Genomic DNA, 15,182 nt, shown 5'->3' with positions numbered 1-15,182 from the left:
CGGTTTATCTGCCGGGTTGATTCGTCTGGATTTGGGGCCGCTTCGCAGCCCAGCGGGAGCAAGCTCCCTCGCCACAGGTTTTGTGCTCGACTCACATTTTCCGATCAAGGCTCGCCAATGACTTCCAAGCGTAATTCCAAAGCACCCGCCGGCATGGTTCGGGTGCGTGGCGCCCGTGAACACAATCTGAAGAATGTCGACGTCGACATCCCCCGCGATGCGCTGGTGGTGTTCACTGGAGTATCGGGTTCGGGCAAGTCGTCGCTGGCGTTTTCAACGTTGTACGCTGAAGCCCAGCGGCGTTATTTCGAGTCGGTGGCGCCGTATGCGCGGCGGTTGATCGATCAGGTCGGGGTGCCGGACGTCGATTCCATCGAAGGCCTGCCGCCCGCCGTGGCCCTGCAACAGCAGCGTGGTACGCCGAGCACGCGGTCGTCGGTGGGCAGCGTGACCACCTTGTCGAGCCTGATCCGCATGCTTTATTCCCGCGCCGGCAGTTATCCGCCGGGGCAGCCGATGCTCTACGCCGAGGATTTCTCGCCGAACACCCCCCAAGGCGCGTGCCCGGAGTGCCACGGTCTGGGCCGGGTCTACGAGGTGACCGAGGCGCTGATGGTGCCCGATCCGAATCTGACCATCCGCCAACGCGCCGTGGCCTCCTGGCCGCTGGCGTGGCAGGGGCAGAACCTGCGCGACATCCTCGTGACCATGGGCATCGACGTCGATATTCCCTGGAAGAAACTGCCGAAAAAGCAGCGTGACTGGATTCTGTTCACCGAAGAAACCCCGACCGTGCCGGTGTACGCCGGGCTGACCCCGGAGGAAACCCGGGTCGCTCTCAAGCGCAAGATGGAGCCGAGTTATCAGGGCACCTTCACCGGCGCCCGCCGTTACATCCTGCACACCTTCACTCATTCGCAAAGTGCGCTGATGAAAAAGCGCGTTTCGCAGTTCATGCTCGGCAGCCCATGTCCGTTATGCGACGGCAAACGCCTCAAGCGTGAAGCGCTATCGGTGACCTTTGCCGGTTACGACATCGGTGAACTGTCGCAGATGCCGTTGCTGCAAGTGGCCGAAGTATTGAAACCCGTGGCAGCGGCGACCTATTTGCAGCAGGCCGAAGAAAGCGGCGAAACCCTGAGCCATGCGCAAACCCGCGAGGCCCGTCAGCAACGCGTCGCGCAGGGTGCCAGCGGCCACGCCAGTGCGCCGGACGTGCGCCACACGCCAAACCTGTCGCTGGAAAAACGCCTGGCAGCGCAGCGGATCGCCGAGGACTTGCTGGAGCGGGTCAGCACCCTGACCGATCTGGGCCTCGGTTATCTGGCGCTGGAGCGCAGCACGCCGACACTGTCGTCCGGCGAGTTGCAGCGCCTGCGCCTGGCGACGCAATTGGGCTCGCAACTGTTCGGCGTGATCTACGTGCTCGACGAACCGTCCGCCGGTCTGCATCCGGCCGATGGCGAGGCGTTGTTCGAAGCCTTGCAGCGGCTGAAGGCTGACGGCAATACGCTGTTTGTGGTCGAGCACGATCTGGAAACCATGCGCCGCGCCGACTGGCTGATCGACGTCGGTCCGGCGGCGGGCGAGAAGGGTGGCCGGGTGTTGTACAGCGGCCCGCCGGCCGGGTTGGCCGAGATCGACGAATCGCAGACCCGCGCCTATCTGTTTGCCGAGAGCCAGCGGCAGACCCGCACCGCGCGCAAACCGAGCGGATGGCTGAAACTCGATGGCATCAGCCGCAACAACCTGCACAACCTCAGCGCTGAATTTCCCTTGGGCTGCTTCACCTCGGTCACCGGGGTGTCCGGCTCGGGCAAGTCGAGTCTGGTCAGTCAGGCATTGCTGGAGCTGGTCGGCGCGCAACTCGGGCGGCCGCTGATTGAGAACGAGCCGGAAGAACTCAGCCTCGAAGACGATGCGCCGCAGGCCAGCAGCGGTCAGGTGACTGCGGGGCTGGAGTCGATCAAGCGCCTGGTGCAGGTCGATCAGAAACCCATCGGCCGCACGCCGCGCTCCAATCTGGCGACCTACACCGGTTTGTTCGACAACGTGCGCAAACTGTTCGCCGCCACGCCTGAAGCACGGGCGGCGGGGTATGACGCCGGGCAGTTTTCCTTCAACGTCGCCAAGGGCCGTTGCCCGACCTGCGAGGGTGAAGGTTTTGTCAGTGTCGAGTTGCTGTTCATGCCGAGCGTGTATGCGCCGTGCCCGACCTGTCACGGCGCGCGCTACAACCCGCAGACCTTGGCGATTCAGTGGCAGGGCTTGAGCATTGCCCAGGTGCTGCAACTGACGGTGGATGAGGCGGTTGAGGTGTTCGGCGAACAGCCGGGGATTCGCCGTTCGCTGGAGGTGCTGCGTGACATTGGCCTCGGTTATCTGCGGCTTGGGCAACCGGCCACGGAGTTGTCCGGTGGTGAAGCACAACGGATCAAACTGGCCACTGAGCTGCAGCGCAATCAGCGCGGCGCGACCCTTTATGTGTTGGACGAACCGACCACCGGACTGCATCCGCGGGACGTCGATCGGTTGTTGGAGCAACTGGACAACCTGGTCACGGCAGGGCACACAGTGATCGTCGTCGAGCATGAAATGCGCGTGGTGGCGCAAAGTGACTGGGTGATCGACATCGGCCCGGGGGCTGGTGATCAGGGCGGCAAAATCGTCGCCGCCGGCACGCCGCAGAAAGTCGCCGCGAGCAAGAAGAGCCGAACCGCACCGTTTCTGGCCCGGGCCTTGAGCCGATGACCACGGCGATCCCACTGGCCCCATCGCCAGCAGGCTAGCTCCCACAGGTTTTGCGCAGTGCACAAGGCTGGTGATCAACACAGCCCCAGTGTGGGAGCTGGCTTGCCAGCGAAAGCGGTATGTCAGGCAATGAGATGCTGAATGTTCCGACGCCTTCGCGGGCAAGCCCGGCTCCCACAGGTTTTGCGGGGTGTACAGAGCTTGTGATCAACACAGACCCAGTGTGGGAGCGGGCTTGCTCGCGAAAGCGGTGTATCAGGCAATAGAGATGCTGGCTACACCGACGCCTTCGCGGGCAAGCCCGGCTCCCACAGGTTTTGCAGGGTGTACAAGGCTGGTGATCACCACCAATCCCGTGTGGGAGCGGGCTTGCTCGCGAAAGCGGTGTGTCAGGCAATAGAGATGCTGAATGTTCCGACGCCTTCGCGGGCAAGCCCGGCTCCCACAGATTTTGCGGAGTGCATAAGGCTGGTGATCAACACCGATCCAGGGTGGGAGCGGGCTTGCTCGCGAAAGCGGTGTGTCAGGCAATAGAGATGCTGAATGTTCCGACGCCTTCGCGGGCAAGCCCGGCTCCCACAGGTTTTGCGGTGTGTACAGAGCTTGTGATCAACACAGACCCAGTGTGGGAGCGAGCTTGCTCGCGAAAGCGGTGTGTCAGGCAATAGAGATGCTGGCTATACCGACGCCTTCGCGGGCAAGCCCGGCTCCCACAGGTTTTGCAGGGTGTACAAGGCTGGTGATCACCACCAATCCCGTGTGGGAGCGGGCTTGCTCGCGAAAGCGGTGTGTCAGGCAATAGAGATGCTGAATGTTCCGACGCCTTCGCGGGCAAGCCCGGCTCCCACAGATTTTGCGGAGTGCATAAGGCTGGTGATCAACACCGATCCAGGGTGGGAGCGGGCTTGCTCGCGAAAGCGGTGTGTCAGGCAATAGAGATGCTGAATGTTCCGACGCCTTCGCGGGCAAGCCCGGCTCCCACAGGTTTTGCGGTGTGTACAGAGCTTGTGATCAACACAGACCCAGTGTGGGAGCGAGCTTGCTCGCGAAAGCGGTGTGTCAGGCAATAGAGATGCTGGCTATACCGACGCCTTCGCGGGCAAGCCCGGCTCCCACAGGTTTTGCAGGGTGTACAAGGCTGGTGATCACCACCAATCCCGTGTGGGAGCGGGCTTGCTCGCGAAAGCGGTGTGTCAGGCAATAGAGATGCTGAATGTTCCGACGCCTTCGCGGGCAAGCCCGGCTCCCACAGATTTTGCGGAGTGCATAAGGCTGGTGATCAACACCGATCCAGGGTGGGAGCGGGCTTGCTCGCGAAAGCGGTGTGTCAGGCAATAGAGATGCTGAATGTTCCGACGCCTTCGCGGGCAAGCCCGGCTCCCACAGGTTTTGCGGTGTGTACAGAGCTTGTGATCAACACAGACCCAGTGTGGGAGCGAGCTTGCTCGCGAAAGCGGTGTGTCAGGCAATAGAGATGCTGGCTATACCGACGCCTTCGCGGGCAAGCCCGGCTCCCACAGGTTTTGCAGGGTGTACAAGGCTGGTGATCACCACCAATCCCGTGTGGGAGCGGGCTTGCTCGCGAAAGCGGTGTGTCAGGCAATAGAGATGCTGAATGTTCCGACGCCTTCGCGGGCAAGCCCGGCTCCCACAGATTTTGCGGAGTGCACAAGGCTGGTGATCAACACCGATCCAGGGTGGGAGCGGGCTTGCTCGCGAAAGCGACGGGTCAGGCGCCATCAAGCGTGCGGCGGACCTTGTCCAGCAGTTCGCTGATCTGGAACGGCTTGACCAGCATTTCCATGCCGCTGCCCAGGAACACCTGGCGATTGATCGCGGTCTCGGCATAACCGGTCATGAACAGGATCGGCAGGCTTTCACGCCAGCCGCGCGCTACATCCGCCAGTTCCCGGCCGCTCATGCGCGGCAGACCGACGTCGCTCAGCAGCAGGTCGATCGTCGGATCATTCTGCAAGCGCTCCAGCGCGGTTTCGATATCCGCCGCCTGCGTGCAACGGTAACCCGCGTCTTCCAGCACTTCGGTGACGAACATGCGCACTGCCGGCATGTCCTCGACAATCAGGACATGCTCACCGGCGCCCTGCGGATCCACCTTCGGTGCCGGGATGTCGGCGCCGGTCGGGTCGTTCGTCGCCGGCAGCATTATGGTCACTTCGGTGCCACGCCGTGCCACGCTGCGGATGTGCGCATCGCCACCGGACTGGCGGGCGAAACCGTAGATCGTCGACAACCCCAGACCGGTACCCTGGCCCAGCGGTTTGGTGGTGAAGAACGGGTCGAACACCTTGTCGATCACACTGTGCTCGATACCGGTGCCGTCATCGCGCACCGACAGCGCGACATACGCACCATCGGCCAGATTCGGGTCGCCATGGGAATACGCGGCATAGGTGTTGACCCAGATATTGCCACCCCTGGGTAGCGCATCCCGGGCATTGATGACCAGATTCAGCACAGCGCTTTCCAACTGCACCGGGTCGACCAGAGCAATCGCCGGTTTGTTGGTCAGCTCAAGTTTGAGGGTGATGCGTTCGCCGATGGTGCGCATCAGCAGTTCTTCCAGCGAGCGCACCTGCTCATTGATGTCCACCGGCCGTGTATCCAGCGGCTGTTGGCGGGCGAAGGCCAGCAGACGATGAGTGAGGGACGCCGCACTCATCGCCGAATTCAGTGCGGCTTCGGCGTAGAACTGCACCTTGTCCGGACGCGCATCGGCCATGCGTTTCTGGATCAGTTCGAGGCTGGTGATGATCCCGGTCAGCAGATTGTTGAAGTCGTGGGCGATGCCTCCGGTGAGCTTGCCCAGTGCGTCCATCTTCTGCACTTGCAGCAACTGCGATTCGGCGCGCACCCGCTCGGCAACTTCCTTGGCCAGTTGGGTGGTGGTGTCGTCCAGCTGTGCCAGGTGCGAGCGCTCGCGGTGGCGATGCTCGGTGACGTCTTCGACGAATACCAGGCTCAGCTGCGGCGTGCGATATGGCGAAATCTGCCACTCGGTTTCGCGAACCTCGCCCTGTACGCGCATGTTCAACGTGCCTTTCCAGCGCTCGCCATCGACCAGCCGCAGGCGCAACTCGTTGAGGATCGCGCCCTGGTCTTGGTCGAAGCACTCGCTGAGCGTTTCCGGGTTGCGGTTGTCCTGAATCATCTGCGTGAAGGCGTGGTTGCATTCATGCACTTTCAGGTTGGCATCAAGCACGGCAATCGGCGCCGAGACATTGACGAAAATCTCGCGGAACCGGGCCTCGCTCTCGCGCAGCGCGTTTTCGGTATCACGCACTCGCAGCAAGGTGCGCAGGGTTGCCAGCAATACGTCCGGGTCAACCGGGTGAATCAGGTAGGCATCCGCCCCGGCATCCAGGCCGGTGATGATGTCGCCGGTCTGGATCGACGCGGCGGACACATGGATCACCGGCAGCAGCGCGGTGTGTGCATCGGCGCGCAGGATCCGCACGATGTCGAAGCCACTCATGTCCGGCAGGTTGACGTCGAGGATCAGTGCATCAAGTACCTTGCTCGCGATCAGCGCCAGGCCCTCGCTGCCGGTGCCGGCCTCCAGCACCTCGTAGCCATGGCGCTCCAGGCGCCGGCGCAAGGCGTAGCGGGTGGCGACGTTGTCGTCGACGATCAACAGACGGATGTCACGTTTCATCGACATTCTCCAGGGCGAGCGCCAGTGGAATGATCACGAAAAAGGTCGATCCGACCCCCGGCTTGCTGTCCATCCCGACCTCGCCGCCGAGCAGGGCGGCGAAGCGCTTGCACAGCGACAAGCCGAGGCCGGTGCCGCGCAGGCGTTTCTGCAACGGCGAGTCGACCTGGGAGAAGTCCTCGAACAATGCACCGTGCAGCTCCGGCGCGATACCGATCCCGGTGTCGCTGACGGCAAAACGTACTTTGTCCGAGCCTTCCAGACGCGCCGAGACCCGCACTTCACCACGGGTGGTGAACTTCAGCGAGTTGGAAATGAAATTGCGCAGGATCTGCGCGAGTTTCTTGTCGTCGGTGTACAGCCGTGGCAGGCCGACCGGCTCTTCGAAAATCAGATCCACTGCCGAGGCATCGACGATCGGCCGGAACATCCCGCGCAGGGCAGAGAACAGGTCGAACATGTCGAACCACGCCGGAGAAATACTGATCCGCCCGGCTTCGATTTTCGCCAGATCGAGCAAGTCATCGACCATGTCGCTCAGTTCGCGGGCGGCGCTGCTGACGAACGCCACCTGCTTGTGCTGCTCGGGGCTGAGCGGGCCGTCGAGCTCGTCGGCGAGCAAGCTGTTGATGCTCAGGATCGAACCCAGCGGCGTGCGGAACTCATGGCTCATGTACGACAGGAAACGGCTTTTCAGATCCGAGGCCTGGCGCAGTTGTTCGGCCTGGGTGTCGAGCTCGGCGTAGAGCGCCAGCACGCCCTGGTTGGTTTCGTCGAGTTCTTCGCGCAGGGCCGCGGTCTCGCTCTGCAACTGGGCGATCAGCGCGGCCTGTTCGGCCGGGTTCAGGCTTGGCGACTCAGCCATGGGCGGCCTCCAGGGCAACGACCAGCACGGTTACATCGTCGCGCCCGCGACAGAAGTCACGGTGCAGGACGCTGGCTATCACGGCGGGATGGCGGTGCACCAGACCGGGGTAGTCTTGAAGATTCCAACGGGACTGCAGGCCGTCGCTGTACATGATCAATAGATGTCCGTTCACGTGAGCATAGTCAAAAGGCTGGGCTTTCCGGTATTGGCCGCCGACGATGCCCGGATGCGAGGCCAGGCCCCGCGACTTGTCGGCGGTGATCAGGCTGGCGCCGATGTTGCCCACGCCAGTAAAGGTCAGGCCATCGCGGGCGGCATTGAACTGGGCGAACGCGGCGGCGCCGCCACGGCTGCCGATCATGTCGCGGTGCATATCCTCCATCAGCAGCACCGGGCTGGCGAACGGGGTTTTGGCGAACACCCGTTCGCCGGCCTTGGCCGCGCGTTCGGCATCCTCACCGTGGCCGAGGCCGTCGATCACCAGCGCACTGACGTTGGCGCCGTTGTACGCCAGGTGCCAGGTGTCGCCGCACGCCGGGTCGTTGTGCAGCGAGTGCTGGCTGACGCCGTAGCGCAAGTCGGGCTGCCGGTCGCCGCGCGGATACAGACGCGCCAGCAGCACCGCGCCACGGGCGTCGGCGTGCACGTCGAAGACTTCGGTCTGACGCGCCACGGCACCCAGGCCGATACCCTGGGTGCCGCCGGTGGAAAAGCCATCGGTCAGGCAGGCGTCGAGGTCAAAGCCCTGTGCGCGATCGACCGCGAGCATTTCGATGCCGAACCCGCCTGGGCGCGGCAACAACCGCAGATGAAGCTCGCCGCGGCTGGCGTGCTTGAGCACGTTGCTGGCCAGTTCGGTGGCGACCAGCGCTACCCGCCCGGCATCGGTTGCATCAAAACCGTGTTGCTCGGCGAGCCGTTGCGCGGTGCGCCGGGCGTGGCCGATCTGGCTGCTGTCTTCGATCAGCAGCACCTGGGTCAGCGACCCTGCGATATTCATGTCCATCGGGTGATCGTTATTCGCGTGCCCTTGCCCGGCTCAGTGTCCAGTTCGAACTCTTCGACCAGCCGTTTGGCGCCGGTCAGGCCCAGGCCCATGCCGCTGCCGGAGGTCCAGCCGTCGGTCATCGCCAGCTTGATATCGGCAATACCGGGGCCTTCGTCGCGGAACGTCAAGCGCAGACCGACCTTGTGATCTTCATCGAGAATTTGCCAGTCCATGTCGCCGCCGCCACCGTACACCATGGTGTTGCGGGCCAGTTCGCTGACCGCCGTGACCATTTTGGTCAGGTCGATAAGGCGCATCCCGCATTCGGTGGCCAGCTTACGGGCGGTCTGGCGTGCGAGTACGACATCCTGCTCGATATGGATGGGTTGAGTACCGCTGCTGCGTACGGTCATTGCCGGTCTACTCGTTCCTGCAGCAGTTTCATCCCGCGCTCGACGTTGAGTGCGGTGCTGACGCCGGGCAGGGTCAGGCCGAGTTCGACCAGGGTGATCGCCACGGCCGGCTGCATGCCGACCAGCATGGTTTCGGCGTCCATGATTTTCGACAGCCCGGAGATGGTGCTGATCATCCGGCCAATGAACGAGTCGACCATGTCCAGCGCCGAGATGTCGATCAGCACACCGCGAGCCGAAGTGTTGCTGATGCGCTCGGACAAGTCGTCCTGCAACGTGAGGGCGAGTTGGTCATGCATGTCGACCTGAATGGTGACCAGCAGAAACTTGCCCATTTGGAGAATCGGGATACGTTCCATCGGCTCAGACCGCTTTGCCGAGGCTGATGCCCAGGCGGGTGAGGGCAAGCTTCAGCGCGTCGGCCAGATTGGCCTTGGTCACCACGCCCTGCAGGTCGAGGCCCAGGTGGACGATGGTCTGAGCGATTTGCGGACGCACGCCGCTGATGATGCAGTCGGCGCCCATCAGGCGAATCGCGGTCACGGTTTTCAGCAGATGCTGGGCGACCAGGGTGTCGACGGTTGGTACGCCGGTGATGTCGATGATGGCGATTTCCGAACCGGTGTCGACGATGCGTTGCAGCAAGGACTCCATCACCACCTGAGTACGTTGCGAGTCGAGGGTGCCGATCATCGGCAGCGCCAGGACGCCATCCCACAGCTTGACCACCGGCGTGGAGAGCTCCAGCAGTTCTTCCTGTTGGCGTTTGATCACCGCTTCACGGGACTTCTGGAAGGTGCGGATGGTGTGCATGCCGAAGGCGTCGAACAGTTCGGAAATTTCCCAGAGTTGTTCGGCGAGCAGCGCTGGCTGTTCTTTGTAGTGCGCTTGCAGCAGGGCAAACAGCGGGCCCTTCAGGGCGAAGATGAAACTGGCGGTCTGTTGTGAGTCCTGACCGAGCTGGGCGCGGCTGTGGGAGAGCTTTTCGAGGAACTGGCGGGTGGCTTCCCAACCTGGCGCATTGATGTTGGTGCCGTTGTCATCCTGCAGGCCATTGATCACCAGTTGCAGGAATTCGCTGGTCTGTTGTTGCAGGTCATGGTCTTTGAGATTGCGGGTGGCGCCGCTGGCTTCCAGGCCATTGATCCATTCGCTCAGCAGTTGGGGTTGTTTGTTTTTCATCGCATCGAATGTGCTGTTCTGCAGTGCTGCCATGTGCCTGTTGCTCCGTAGCGTATTGGGGCCGGTTCTGTAAAAAGTGACCGGTGCGAAGTCAGTGACCTTTGCCGTTCAAAATAGTTGTTCGGTTGCTCAGGGATATTTTTGATCCGGCGCAATGAATGCCCCGGTAACTCTAGTCGGCGCCCCTGAAACCAGCGATGTTTTGAACGTTGGCACTGTAGTGGCTTCGAATATACAAGGCCGGCGGGTTTGAGTCGCGCCAGTATTGAAAAACGAGGTGGCTATGAACGAGCAATCGCAACAACAGCAGAAACCGGACGCCGAACCGATCAATCGCAACGACCCGGCGATCGATCCGCAAGTGCCGGGGCAGAGCCCGCCAATCCCGCCGAAGGGCGAGAGCGAACAGGTCCAGAGCGCTGACCCTGCGGTGGACCAGAAGAACAAACACACCGACAACGACAACGAGTTCAGCCCCGGTTTCGAACCTGAGCCTGATCGCCCGAAGCCCGGTGAAGAAACCGATGCCGACATCGATACTGACGGCGGTTGATCGCGCTGAAACGACAAAAGGCCGCATTAATCAATGCGGCCTTTTGCTGTACAGCGCCCGGGTTACTTGCTCGGGTGTTTGGCTTGCAGCTCTTTGGCCGCGGTCAGGTGTTTTTCCAGCGCCGGCAGCATTTTCTGCGCAAAGGCTTTCAGCTCGGTAGCGCCTTTGGTCTTGTCGTCGGTGACGGTGTTGGCTTCTTTCTTGAACAGTTCGATGGTTTCTTCGTGGGCCTTGACCTGGTTGTTGGCGTAGGCCGCGTCGAAGGATTCATCGCGCATGTCGAGGATCTTTTCCTTGGCCTGTTTGACCAGGGTGGTGGTGTCAGGCACTTCGATGTCATTGGCCTTGGCAATGCTGGCCAGCTCATCGTTGGCCTTGCTGTGGTCGGTGATCATCATGTTGGCGAACGCCTTGATGTCGGCCGACTGACTTTTTTCCAGGGCGAGGCGGCTGGTCTCGATCTCGGCGATGCCACCGGCAGCGGCGTTGTCGACGAAGTCGTTCGAAGTGGCGGCGAAGGCACTGCCCATGCCGCTGCTCAGAGCGACAGCCAGAACGAGATGACGCAGGTTGAATCCGTCCATTGATGTATCTCCACACAGGTTTTTGTTGACGTTATGCAATGGAGGGATCGGAGAGGGAAAAGGTTTGATCGTGTTTCCGAAAGGGCGACGAACGGCCACCGCTGGTCTGACAGGTGGTCGACAGAACCCCTCAACCAAGGCCATTCTGATACGGGCTAACGCATCGGTCGCGTCGGCTGCCGATCAACTGACGGAGGTGTTCCATGCCGGTTCCCCATGACCTGTTTCAGGACTTGAGCTGCACGAAGGAAGAGATCCAGCAAAAACGCACCCAGGATCCACGACTGGATTCACTGATCAACAAGTATTCCCAGGCTGACGCCGACGTGGTCAAGGCCGAAACGGCCACCTCGGACGCCCCCAGCGACGACGCACTGAAAAAACTCAAAGAGAAGCGTCTGAAGGTCAAGGACGAAATAGTCAGCCATTTGCAGGCGCCGTCCTGATCCCCGGATGATCCGCCGACCCACGGTTGCGGATTGATTGGAACGACAACCACCCTCGGCACCTCGAAAGTTCAGAGTCTTCATTCAGCGACTCTCTGCGAGGTGCCACATGAACACACCCAGATTCCCCAGTGAAGAGCAGGGCGGTTTCGACCCGGTTCCCACGCACCCTGAGCCCAACAGCCCGGCACACACCACCACTTTTCCTGAAGAGCCGGACGAAGATCTTCCTGAAGACGAAGATCCGGACAAGTTCGATCGATCCGGTAACTGACAGACCGCTATCGCGAGCAGGCTCACTCCTACAGTTGGAATGCGGTCAACTGTAGGAGTGAGCCTGCTCGCGATGACGTCAGTTGATCTAACACAAAACCAGCAGGCTCACTTCAACGCATCCGCCAACGGCAACCGCGCCATGTGCGTAGCCTTCAGCGACCCCAGATACAACCAGTCCCCATACTCCCGCGCCGTGGTGATGGGTGAGTAATTGCCGCTGCTGGCGTCCTGCAAATTTGCGATCACCTTGCCCTCAAGGTCCAGCCCCAGGACAAATCCGCGTTTCTCCACCGGTTTCGGCAGCACCATCAGCGCGCGCACGATCATCTTGCGCAGCAGCGGATGCCCGGCGGTGCCGTCGAGCAAGGCACTGCGCGGCGCGTAGAGCGCGACCCAGAAGCGATTGCTGCCGTTGAACGCGAGGTTGTCCGGCAGGCCGGGCAGGTTTTCGATGAACAGATCATGGGTGCCGGCCTTGGGCCCCGTCAGCCAGTAACGGCTGATGCGATAGGCGCCGGTTTCATTGACCAGCACATAGGCGTCATCCGGGCCGAGGGTCACGCCGTTGGCAAACTGCAGTTTGTCCAGCAGCACGCTGGTCTTGCCGGTCTGGAAGTCATAACGCAACAGACGCCCGTCGCCAGCGTGCTCGATGATCGCCTCACCGTCATGCCCGTAACCCCAGCGGCTGCTGGCATCGCTGAAATAGGCGTAGTGCCCGGACTTGTCGATCGCCACATCATCAGTGAAACCGAAGGGCAGGCCATTGGCCTCGGTGGTCAGCGGAATCAACTGACCCTGGGCATCGAGCGAGAGCAAACCCTTGACCCCGTCGGCAATCACCAGCAAACCGTTGGGATGCCGTGCCAGGCCCAGCGGCCGGCCGCCAGTGTCACTCAGCACTTTGCGCGTTTTGCCATCGAGGCTGGTGCGGATCAGGCGCCCGTCATGCAGACCAGTGATCAGGTAATCGCCCTCCAGCAGCAGTGCTTCGGGGCCGTCGATGTCGCTCGGGCCAACCTGTTCGACGCCCTTGAGCCGCTGGTTTTCTGCGTAAACCCCTTCGTTCAGTGACGGAGCCGCTGGCGGTTTCCACGCCACCGGCTGCACCTTGGTCGGCATCAGCAGCACAAACGCGATGACGAGGATCACCAGCAATAACAGCAGGCGCTTCATGAAAGGTGCCCCGTCAGCGTAAGGTGCCTGAGCGCCATGTCGCGCAGGGTCTGCATCGAGGTTGCCGATTCACGTTCGATGCGGCGCTTGAGCAGCAGCAGATTGGCCAGGCGCATGCCCAGCCCCTCGAACCGGTAATCCAGAGTGCGCACGAACCGCGTGCCGTCACCTTGCGCCGCGCACTCGTAGGTCAGCAGCAGCGACAGGCCATGATCGCCCCGCGCCCGGGCGCACCAGCGGCGACCGGGCAGATACTCGGTGACCTCCCAGCGCAAATGGCCGGCGCGCCCGCCGGCATGAATGTCTTCTTCGAAACGCGCGCCGGCATGCAGCGGGCCTTGCGGGCCGTCGATTTTCAGCGACGACGGGTGCCACTCGGGCCAGTGGTTGACGCTGGCGGCGTAGCGGAGCACGGCGATCGGTTCGCCGGCGATATCGATCTGGTGCTGCATGCGGGTCATGGGCGATCTCGAATAGCGCAACGGGGCGGGTTGCGGCTCCCAGTACAGGGTGCCGAACAGGTAATCCATCAGCGGGAAAACGATATTGAAATTACGCTCCTGCATGCACTCGCGGCGGTGATGCAGTTCGTGCAGATGACGCATCTGGCGGATCCACGGCAGGCGGGTCAGCAGGTTGTGCGGTGGCAAATGCTCGCAGGCGTGAAACACCTCGTAGGCCAGATAACCCAAGACCATGCAGCCGCCGAACAGCCCGGCGACATTGGTGTTGAACTGCGCGAGCAGCCACCACAGCGGCAGGGTGAAAACCAGCGTATGCACGACAATCAGCCAAGCCGGAAACAGAATCACCCGCCAGTCGCGGGCGCCGTCGTAAGTCATGTGGCCGGGGGTGAAAAAGCTGTGATGGTCACCGGCATGTCGGGCATAGAACAGCTTGGCGAACGTCTGTTTGTGGTGACCGAGATGGCGATGAACCATGTACACGCCAAAGTTGAACAGCAGCAGGGTCAGCGGCACGCTCAGCCATTCCAGCGGCTGCACCTGATGCGCGCTGCTCCAGAAGGCGCCGATTGCCAGCACGCCGAACAGCAGCACGAAGGCGCCGTGCAGCCACGGGTTGTACAACGGATGAATCGCCGCGCGGTAGCGGCTGCGAAATGCCTCGGTGGTCTGCCTCACTGCGTTCACCTGTGGGTATTGTTGTTATACCCGGCAGATTAGCCGATCCGGCCGTTTGTGCAGGCCGCACCTTGAGGTCAGTTGCGCCATGCTCCGGTGTAAAGCGGCCGACTCAGCTCAACGGGTTCCAGCGCTGCGACCAGTCGTCATCGGTGGCGATGACCTGGCGCAGCAGATCGAACGCCTGTTGCAGCGTCGCCGAGTCGCGCTCGCGGGCATACACCAGATAGGTTGGATAGCCGAATTCCGGGGCCTTGGTCACTGCTTCCAGGGCGCCGGTTTCCAGATAGCTGCGCACCACGCGGGTACGGAAGTAGCCGCTGCCACCATGTTCGAGGATGTATTGCAGGGCCAACGGGCCGAGGTTGAAACTCAGCGCAGCTTTGGCCTTTTCCGGCAGGGCAGCGTCGTGCTGGCGACGGAAATCCGGCCCCCAGTCGATGTAGACGTAGGGATCCGGGCGGTTCGGCGCGCGCACCAGAATCAGTTTTTCTTCCAGCACCTGCTCGACCTGCAGGCCCGGCCAGTATTCCGGCTGATAGACCAGCGCGGCATCGAGCACGCCGAGTTCGAGTTGGCGCAGCAGGTTTTCGCCGTCGCGGATTTCCATGCGCAGGGCGTGGCCGGGAATTTTCTCGCGCAGTTCGGCGGCCCAGCTGAGCATCAACGGGTTGCACAGGCTGACTTCGCCGCCGATGTGCAGCACGTTGTGATAGCCGTCCAGCAGCGGCAGGTCGCGGCGCGCGGCTTCCCATGTCTGCACCAGTTGATTGGCGTAGACCACGAAAGCCTCACCATTGGCGGTCAGTTTCGCCCCGGCGCGGTTGCGCACGAACAGGGTACTGCCCAGCTGACTTTCGAGTTTCTGCACCCGGGCGGTGATCGCCGTTTGCGTGACGAACAGCTTCTGCGCCGCCGCAGCGAGGCTGCCGTGGCGAACGATTTCCAGAAAGGTGCGGGCGAGGTCGATGTCCATGGGCGGGCCGGTGTCTGAGGTGCGGGCATTGTAAGTGCCGGCTCGCCACCGCGTCATCGTTCATCGCGAGCAGGCTCACTCCTACAAGGTTCTGCGGTGGCCATGGATTTTGTGAACGACACAGAACCCTGTGGGAGCGGGCTTGCTCGCGAAG

At 62.0% G+C, this 15,182-nt stretch carries 14 protein-coding genes; 4 read left to right on the top strand and 10 right to left on the bottom strand.

Annotated elements, in window-relative coordinates; genetic code table 11:
• Positions 1–117: 117 nt before the first annotated feature.
• Positions 118–2,751 carry an excinuclease ABC subunit UvrA gene (locus AC1RBR_RS14855; protein ID WP_492565204.1) on the top strand — a complete coding sequence of 878 codons (2,634 nt, stop codon included), beginning with the start codon at positions 118–120 and terminating at the stop codon, positions 2,749–2,751.
• 1,729 nt (positions 2,752–4,480) lie between these two features.
• On the opposite strand, the gene AC1RBR_RS14850 is transcribed toward AC1RBR_RS14855, so the two are convergent.
• Genes AC1RBR_RS14850 through AC1RBR_RS14825 form a run of 6 tightly spaced genes read right to left on the bottom strand, consistent with a single transcriptional unit; the run spans position 4,481 to position 9,908 of the window.
• Entirely contained in the window at positions 4,481–6,424 is a 1,944-nt protein-coding gene (locus AC1RBR_RS14850; RefSeq protein ID WP_492565202.1) for a response regulator, read from the bottom strand.
• Positions 6,414–7,289 (bottom strand): sensor histidine kinase, encoded by an 876-nt coding sequence (locus AC1RBR_RS14845; protein WP_115984864.1) that lies wholly within the window; start codon positions 7,287–7,289, stop codon positions 6,414–6,416. The genes AC1RBR_RS14850 and AC1RBR_RS14845 overlap by 11 nt, the downstream gene beginning before the upstream one ends.
• The gene (locus AC1RBR_RS14840) at positions 7,282–8,292 is read right to left on the bottom strand and encodes an ATP-binding protein (RefSeq protein ID WP_492567243.1); all 1,011 of its coding nucleotides are present in this window, start codon (positions 8,290–8,292) and stop codon (positions 7,282–7,284) included. The genes AC1RBR_RS14845 and AC1RBR_RS14840 overlap by 8 nt, the downstream gene beginning before the upstream one ends.
• Positions 8,289–8,693 carry an anti-sigma regulatory factor gene (locus AC1RBR_RS14835; RefSeq protein WP_003225570.1) on the bottom strand — a complete coding sequence of 135 codons (405 nt, stop codon included), beginning with the start codon at positions 8,691–8,693 and terminating at the stop codon, positions 8,289–8,291. The genes AC1RBR_RS14840 and AC1RBR_RS14835 overlap by 4 nt, the downstream gene beginning before the upstream one ends.
• On the bottom strand, positions 8,690–9,052 hold the full coding sequence (locus tag AC1RBR_RS14830) for an STAS domain-containing protein (protein WP_095136273.1): 363 nt from the start codon (positions 9,050–9,052) through the stop codon (positions 8,690–8,692). Before AC1RBR_RS14830 ends, AC1RBR_RS14835 begins: the two co-directional genes overlap by 4 nt.
• A gap of 4 nt (positions 9,053–9,056) precedes the next feature.
• Positions 9,057–9,908 carry an STAS domain-containing protein gene (locus AC1RBR_RS14825; protein ID WP_095136271.1) on the bottom strand — a complete coding sequence of 284 codons (852 nt, stop codon included), beginning with the start codon at positions 9,906–9,908 and terminating at the stop codon, positions 9,057–9,059.
• 250 nt (positions 9,909–10,158) lie between these two features.
• On the opposite strand from AC1RBR_RS14825, the gene AC1RBR_RS14820 reads away from it, so the two are divergent.
• On the top strand, positions 10,159–10,428 hold the full coding sequence (locus tag AC1RBR_RS14820; RefSeq protein ID WP_097087252.1) for a hypothetical protein: 270 nt from the start codon (positions 10,159–10,161) through the stop codon (positions 10,426–10,428).
• A gap of 62 nt (positions 10,429–10,490) precedes the next feature.
• On the opposite strand, the gene AC1RBR_RS14815 is transcribed toward AC1RBR_RS14820, so the two are convergent.
• Positions 10,491–11,012 carry a DUF4142 domain-containing protein gene (locus AC1RBR_RS14815; RefSeq protein WP_027613685.1) on the bottom strand — a complete coding sequence of 174 codons (522 nt, stop codon included), beginning with the start codon at positions 11,010–11,012 and terminating at the stop codon, positions 10,491–10,493.
• Between the two features lie 203 nt (positions 11,013–11,215).
• Between AC1RBR_RS14815 and AC1RBR_RS14810 the strand changes: the two genes are divergently transcribed.
• Both AC1RBR_RS14810 and AC1RBR_RS14805 read left to right on the top strand, forming a co-directional pair.
• Positions 11,216–11,458 (top strand): DUF465 domain-containing protein, encoded by a 243-nt coding sequence (locus AC1RBR_RS14810; protein ID WP_042559423.1) that lies wholly within the window; start codon positions 11,216–11,218, stop codon positions 11,456–11,458.
• 109 nt (positions 11,459–11,567) lie between these two features.
• Positions 11,568–11,732 carry a hypothetical protein gene (locus AC1RBR_RS14805; protein ID WP_166495921.1) on the top strand — a complete coding sequence of 55 codons (165 nt, stop codon included), beginning with the start codon at positions 11,568–11,570 and terminating at the stop codon, positions 11,730–11,732.
• Positions 11,733–11,839: 107 nt separating this feature from the next.
• Here the strand turns inward: AC1RBR_RS14805 and AC1RBR_RS14800 are convergent, their stop codons facing one another.
• From AC1RBR_RS14800 to AC1RBR_RS14790, 3 genes are all read right to left on the bottom strand, one after another.
• Positions 11,840–12,910 carry an SMP-30/gluconolactonase/LRE family protein gene (locus AC1RBR_RS14800; protein ID WP_481394835.1) on the bottom strand — a complete coding sequence of 357 codons (1,071 nt, stop codon included), beginning with the start codon at positions 12,908–12,910 and terminating at the stop codon, positions 11,840–11,842.
• Positions 12,907–14,052, bottom strand: a complete 1,146-nt coding sequence (locus AC1RBR_RS14795) for a sterol desaturase/SRPBCC family protein (protein WP_492565197.1) — start codon at positions 14,050–14,052, stop codon at positions 12,907–12,909. Before AC1RBR_RS14795 ends, AC1RBR_RS14800 begins: the two co-directional genes overlap by 4 nt.
• Positions 14,053–14,164: 112 nt before the next feature.
• Positions 14,165–15,028 (bottom strand): LysR family transcriptional regulator, encoded by an 864-nt coding sequence (locus AC1RBR_RS14790; protein WP_095136762.1) that lies wholly within the window; start codon positions 15,026–15,028, stop codon positions 14,165–14,167.
• Between the last annotated feature and the right edge of the window lie 154 nt (positions 15,029–15,182).

It is taken from the genome of Pseudomonas sp. GW823-FHT01D03 (genome assembly GCF_058798255.1).
This window is presented reverse-complemented; position numbering and strand designations above follow the sequence as displayed.